Source organism: Methanobrevibacter sp. (assembly GCF_036307625.1).
GTDB lineage: Archaea > Methanobacteriota > Methanobacteria > Methanobacteriales > Methanobacteriaceae > Methanocatella.
This window is the reverse complement of the sequence record NZ_JAXJXF010000133.1, coordinates 1-7,041: the sequence shown is the minus strand read 5'-3', so window position 1 is coordinate 7,041 and position 7,041 is coordinate 1. Positions and strand designations below refer to the sequence as shown.

General features: G+C 33.2%; 5 protein-coding genes. 2 read left to right on the top strand and 3 right to left on the bottom strand.

The window, feature by feature from the left end:
- A partial coding sequence (locus tag UIB65_RS08700) for an MFS transporter (protein WP_330040981.1) occupies window positions 1-957 on the top strand: 957 nt, incomplete at its 5' end.
- Window positions 958-1,020: 63 nt separating this feature from the next.
- Here UIB65_RS08700 and UIB65_RS08695 read toward each other — a convergent pair.
- The 3 genes from UIB65_RS08695 to UIB65_RS08685 form a co-directional block, all read right to left on the bottom strand.
- Window positions 1,021-2,748: an MATE family efflux transporter gene (locus UIB65_RS08695; RefSeq protein WP_330040979.1), complete on the bottom strand. Its 1,728-nt coding sequence runs from the start codon at window positions 2,746-2,748 to the stop codon at window positions 1,021-1,023.
- A gap of 91 nt (window positions 2,749-2,839) precedes the next feature.
- On the bottom strand, window positions 2,840-4,531 hold the full coding sequence (locus UIB65_RS08690; protein ID WP_330040978.1) for an ATP-grasp domain-containing protein: 1,692 nt from the start codon (window positions 4,529-4,531) through the stop codon (window positions 2,840-2,842).
- Window positions 4,532-4,836: 305 nt separating this feature from the next.
- Window positions 4,837-5,523, bottom strand: coding sequence for a hypothetical protein (locus UIB65_RS08685; protein WP_330040977.1), 687 nt, complete (start codon window positions 5,521-5,523; stop codon window positions 4,837-4,839).
- Window positions 5,524-5,905: 382 nt separating this feature from the next.
- On the opposite strand from UIB65_RS08685, the gene UIB65_RS08680 reads away from it, so the two are divergent.
- Window positions 5,906-7,041: hypothetical protein (locus UIB65_RS08680; protein ID WP_330040976.1), on the top strand; the 1,136-nt coding region annotated here is incomplete at its 3' end.

Below are 7,041 nucleotides of genomic sequence, written 5' to 3'. Positions count from 1 at the left end.
CTATTGTGTGCATTTACATGGGACTTCTATTCTCTTTTAATATTCAGATTCATCACAGGATTGGGTGTTGGTGGAGAATGGGCTACGGTCCAGACATACATCAATGAAACATTTCCTGACAAATTAAGAGCCAAATTTGGTGCATTCATGCAATCAGGTGCACCGGTTGGAGTTATTTTAGCTTCAATGGTTGGAGGATTGGTGACTCCAATCATAGGTTGGAGAATGACTTTTCTAGTTTCAATCATTCCGGCAATTACTATAATTTTCATAAGAAAATATCTTGAAGAATCCGACGTATGGATTCAAAACAAGGATAAATATGTTAACAGGAGCATTCTAAAGGAATTCAAGGAATTAATTAGCCGTGAACACAGAAGAATATTTTTGATATCATTGGTATTGTGCATATTCGGAATGTCTGCATATTGGTACACTTATTCATGGTTGCCGACTTATCTTGAACAGGAAAGAGGTTTGGCATTGCTTAGCACAACATTTGGAGTTATATTAATCCAATGTGGTGATTTTACAGGTTATACCACTTTCGGTTTTGTAGCTGAAAAGCTTGGAAGGCGTCCTGCATTTACAATATACAGCTTCATAATGGCATTGGGAATATCGATGATAACACTTTTCTGGAATCAAATAGAACATGTTCATGATTTGCTTTATGTATTCATGTTCCTAACAGGTTTTGGAACAGGATTCTTTGGAGGATTCGGATCATTGTTCTCGGAACTGTTCCCGACAAAAATCAGAAATACTGCTGTTGGAACAGTATTCAACCTTGCACGAGGAGCACAATTCATAACTCCTGTAATCATAACCACAGTTGCAGCATACTTTGATTTGAGTTATGGCATTGCTATTGCAGCGTTATTCGCCATGCTTGTGGGTATTTGGATTTGGGTATTTCCTGAAACCAAAGGAACTGTTCTCAATGATTTGGATTAAAAAAATAATAATGGTGGATGAGCAGTCATCCGCTTTCATTCAATTGATTATGTATTTAAAAAATTACTTTTTAATAGTAATGACGGTATTGTTCAAACCTAATATTTGGGAATACTCAATATTGTCTGAAATGCTAAGCAATCTATCAATATGGTCTGATTTTAAATTTTTGTCTTCTTTTGGATTATATCCGATTCCGGAATGTTTTATAGAAATAATTGTAGACTCTTCATTGTCCCTTACAATCACATCAATCCAGTCCAATTCATCGTTTATGTCTAGAATATAACTGATCAGTTCTCTTATTGCTGAGCTAACTAATTTGGATACTTTTTCATCGGGCAAAAATTCCTGAACCTGTTTGGACAGATATATTGTATCGTTTTTGTTTGCATGAATGGTATACTCCAGCATCTTTTCGTTTTTGTCATGATCTTTTTTTAAGAAGAATCCTGAGTATTCTCCGTTGGTCTTTTTAGTCAGGTACTTGGAGTATAGATAAATAAAGAGGAGTGTTGCCATTTCTGATGCCACAAAGGCAAACCAAATTCCATTTTCATTCCAGATGATTGAAAATACGAATACGAATGTCACTGGGAATATCAGTCCGTTTAACAGTGTGACAACGTTTGACAATTTTATGTTCTGTATTGATTGAAGATAGAACATATACAAAAAGTTTATTGAAAATGCCAACAGGCAGAATGAGAATATTCTAACAGCATTCATCACGGAAGGAATGTGTGACGGGTCGTTTACAGAGAATACACATAAAATTGTCTGTGGGAATAAGGTAAACAGTACTGTGAAAAATATTCCGAAGGCAGTTACTATCTTCAGTGATTTTCTTGCAACATACTCTACACCGTTGTAATCATTTTCCTGGTAATAGACAGATACGATAGGTAAAATTGACTGGGCAGTACCGAATATGAATATGCTCACTAATAATGATGTGTTGCAGCACATGTTGTATGCGACCAATCCCACATTTGCCATGACTCCAAGGATTATTGAATTGATAATGACCAGTTTAATTGATTGGTACAATGCTATTGATGATGATGAAAACCCTGTTTTGCATATCTTCGCTATCCATTTCATTGATTTGCCAAACTCAATTTTGATTATTTTTAGCGTACGTTTAGGCTTGAAAAAGTAAGTGGATGTGTATATTGCTGCTATGATATATCCCAATGCCATACCCAATGCCGCACCGGCAATTCCCATGTTAAAGTATTCTATTAAAATCACGTCAAATACTACATTCAAGATGTTTGCTATAAGAAATCCCCTAAATTGTAATTGAACAAAGTTATCTGTTTTAATGAAGTATGCCAAAACGATAAAATAACACATGAACGGTATTGTCAAAAGATAATATTTTAAATATTCATAAACCAATGGTCTTAACTGGCTTGAATTGCATAATATCTCAAGGAAGCTATCTGGAAACAATAATCCCACTACCATAATTAGTAGGGATATTACTGTAATGCTGATAAGTGAAACGGTGAATATGTAATTGGCCGTTTCATCGTTGAAGTTTGCTTTTTCACTTGTGGAAAGTAGGGTGCCTCCAAATCCTATCAGCCAATAAATCATGTTGATGAATTGGGCTAAGGGTTCTATACTTTGAATGACTGACAGGTTCATCGGACCCAACAGTGCGCTGATTATGAATGCATCAGCGAGAATTGCAAAATTGCCTGCTATTGCGGCAAGCAATGTTGGAAAGAACAGTTCTTTAAACTTGGAATTCAACAGGGAGTATCTTCTTTTATACGGCATTTTAGTCACTACATGTTATTATTGTATTTTGATAGAAAATGATTTTTGGCAAGTTAATTGCAATCATATATGTTGCGATGATAAATCATGTTTATCTTGAAGCGATTATAACCTCCTGAATATAATGCGGAGGAAGTTCTATCTTATAGTCTAAAACTTTCACTAATGCTTCGATACCTTTTCGACCACTTAACATTAATTGATAAGTATTTTTCGGAATAAAAACAAGTCCTCCCCTTTTAACTTTTAAAATGGCTTCAAAAATAATGTTTACCTTATCTGCTTCATTCTTATTCACTAAACTTTTATTTAAATTCACAACAACATAATCAAAATTGCCTTTTACCTCACTGAGTTTACTATATTCAATCTGGAATATGTCAATATCATCACCAAACTGGTCGGTTACAAAAAGCCCGGTGCCGTGTCTTTCAATTTTTTTAATCATGGGGACAATTTCAGATAGATATTCCTTATCCTCTTTTAATTGGGAATATGTAACATCATCACTTAGAATTAATGAAAATACATTACGCTCAAGATCTCTTAAAAAGTTTAAATCATGGTCCACATTAGCTTTATTTTCATTAACTAAAAATACATAGCCTGCAGCGGTATTCAAATCTTCAGTTTTTTTGAAAAGCATGTCATGATAAGTTGAATTAACTAAACTGCTGTCGTGAAAGGCTTTTAATTTAGTATTAATATTTACTATCGGTGATGAGCGGGCAATTATATTTTTTGGAGTAATGAAGAATTTTAACGTACCGTGGGCATATAAACTATATTTTTTATTTAGTTCACCATAGAACGATTTCGGTTTTAAATATGAATCCAGAATGCTGTCTGTTTCATGCTGACCGGAAATCCTGTCTAAAAACTCGGCAGGCATGCTTCCACCACATGGGCGACAATTTACCTCAATTAAAACCGGACCGTTTTCATCAATCATGTATTCACCATGGACAGGTCCGTATTGAATTTCCAATGCATCGGCAACTTTGTAAGCATACTCAACCATTTCCGCTTCACCAAGGCTCAATTCGTTCACGGTTTCACAGGAATCGTAAACGATAGCTCCCTCTGATGTTCTGACCTTATTGTATTTCCAGACTAGGGTCACCCGATGAATGCCTTCATGGGTTACCGTATTGACAATGTATTCAATACCATTTATCCTCTCTTGTATTAGAATCTCATTGATTTCATCACCATAATAGTTGACATCATCAAATATCTGATTAATTGACTCAATCATTTCGTCCCGATTGAGACATATACGCACGCTTGCTGAACCTGCACTGTATGTGGGCTTTATAACAACTTCTTTTAGGTTTTCACTGTCATAAAACTCCAATGCATCATCCAAACTATTTATAACCTTTCCTTTTATGTATCGTAGTCCTCTTTGAGCTAATCTATTGTGCATTTCATTTTTTAAAGTCATTGCATCAAGATTTTCAATTGAATTGCTTAAAAGACCTAATTCATTAGATAAACGGGTAGCCAAAACGACGCCCCGTTCATTTCCCGGAACGATTAAAATAGGATTGAACTTTTTTACTTCCTCAAGGGTTTTTTCGAAGGTGTCCTTTTCATAAATCATGTCAAATTCATAGGGGATCTGTTTATATTCTTCTAGGACATGTTCTCCAAATTTTTTCCCGCTCTCAGTGTTTGAATTTTTTAAATGTAATACGATGGGATTATAGCCTCTGTTAATGATGTCTTCTATAAAATTTTTTCCAGTGGATATACATTCAACAACTATGATGTTTTTCATAATATCACCCATATTCTCTAAAAATAATTCTTTAAATTCATAATTATGTTATATTTTTCATAGGTTTATATAAAAATAGTTTACTTAAAGATAATTTTACTATAATTTGTTTGTATTTATTTTGATTGTTCTTTCGAAGATTTTTTTTTGATTTTTCTCAATTATAGTTCATATCTGTCTAGTTTTTGAAAAGTTATATCCTTTTATTTGTGCAATTCATCCATGACTTGTAGAAGTCATGGTATTTGCATTAATTAGATAAAATGGATATTGTCTGAAGCAATATCCAATTTAAATCTTTTACTTTATTTGCTGCGGTTTATCTTGTGTCCCGCATCATCGTATCCTGGTTCGTCCATGTCAATGTATCCATTGTCTCCGACATGGTAGTTCACCATACCATATTTGTTCAGCATGTAGTCGTCTACTTCCTTTTGACTGTACATTGGTGTTCCATCTGCCTTGTATGCATAGGCTGAAGGACTGCTTTCAACACTGGATGCAACTTCTTTTTTTGGCTCTTCTGTGATTTTCCATTTGATGCTGTTGATGATATGATCAACGATGTTTTTGTTTTTGCTTATCACAATTATGTTGTCGTGGGTCTGGTTGTTTCCTATGTATACTGCATTGCATTCTCCCTTTAAACTGCAACCTGCTACGGTTGGGTCGTTTATGGAAACATTTCCGAAATATTCATTTCCAAAGATTGGTGTTTTGATGTTTGCAAATCCCATTATTTGTGGAATGCTTTTGTTGATTGTGTTGAATGTTATGACAATGGTATTTTCATTTTCAAGAACCACTATTCCGCTGTCGTTATTGATGGATTTGACTTTCATGTCCTTTGGTATTTCCATGGTTGTTCCGTTTTCAACAATGTTAAGTGTAATGTATTCTGTTTGTTGTCCAAACATGGTATATGCAATTCCAATGCATAAAATAACAATTATTATGATTAATCCTATTATAATCATATGTTTGTTGTTCATTTGATACATCTCCTATACTGTTAAATTTATTATCAATTTTGACACATATATTATTTGTTTGAACTCCTATATTAAGTAGGAACATATTTCTACTTTCAGATGGGGAAGTTTGCTTTTTTTAGTAAAGACTATGATGAATCACGTAAAATCATCATTTTGGTATTGACATTTGGAATTATGTTTCAGTACATGGAATGAAATAATACTTTTTTAAGGTGGGTGAAACTTCAACTGCAACAAATCTTTTTTTCATTGGTTGGTGAATATTTGCCTTTAAAATTAAAATTTACATGACCATAACAAATTAATACAATATTGTGTATAAATATAATACAATTAAGGAAATTGTTATACCAACAGAAAAATTTTGGAGGAAAAAGCTTTGCTTAATAAAAAGATTATAATGTTGGCAATATTGTTTGTGAGTGTTCTTGCAATTGCACAAGTAAGTGCAGCTGAAAATGCTACGGATGTTGTTGACATAGAGGATGCAACTGAAGTTATTGCTTTGGATAATGAAAATGTTGTAGATGTAAATGATTTGAAAAACGATAAAGAAAATAGTGTAGATAATCATGAGATTTTGGGAATCGCTGAATCACAGAATAATCTTTCTCGGGATAATGGGGAAAATATTTTATCAGTATCATCACCATATTCTTCATATTACAGTGTGTCTGTTTATGATACTACTGTCAATTATGCAAACAGCGGAACCATTAAAATAAACATTAATCCATGTACTTATAGCAATTATTACAAATATAATTTTTATTTAAGAATTTACGATTCAAATGGAAATCAAAAATACAACTATAATTATTATAGCAGTTATTCAACAAGTTCTATAAGCTATACTTTTAACTCTGGAACATATAGTCCGGGTACATATACTGTTAAGATTGTAAATTATGCTGACAGTAAAGTGATGGACACTGCTACATTAACTGTTAAATCTTCTTATTATCCGTCCTATTCTGATTATAGTGTGTCTGTTTATGATACTACTGTTTATTATGGTTCTGGCGGGTCTATTTCTATGAGTATTTCTCCTTCATCTAAGAGTAATTATAAGTATTATTATCATTTGAAGGTTTATGATTCAAATGGTAATCAAAAGATTTCTCAAGAGTATTACAGTACCAGTTCTGCTTATTCAAGGACATATGATCTCAGTTCAAAACAATTAAGTTCTGGAACATATACTGTTAAGATTGTAAATTATGCTGACAGTAAGGTGATGGACACTGCTACATTAACTGTTAAATCTTCTTGTCCATCCTATTCTGATTATAATGTGGTTGTTTATGATACTACTGTTCATTATGGGTCCGGTGGATCTATTTCTATGAGTATTTCTCCTGCTTCTAAGTATTATTATAAATATGATTATTATTTGAGGGTTTATGATTCAAATGGTAATCAAAAGATTTCTCAAGAGTATTACAGTACCAGTTCTGCTTATTCAAGGACATATGATCTCAGTTCAAAACAATTAAGTTCTGGAACATATACTGT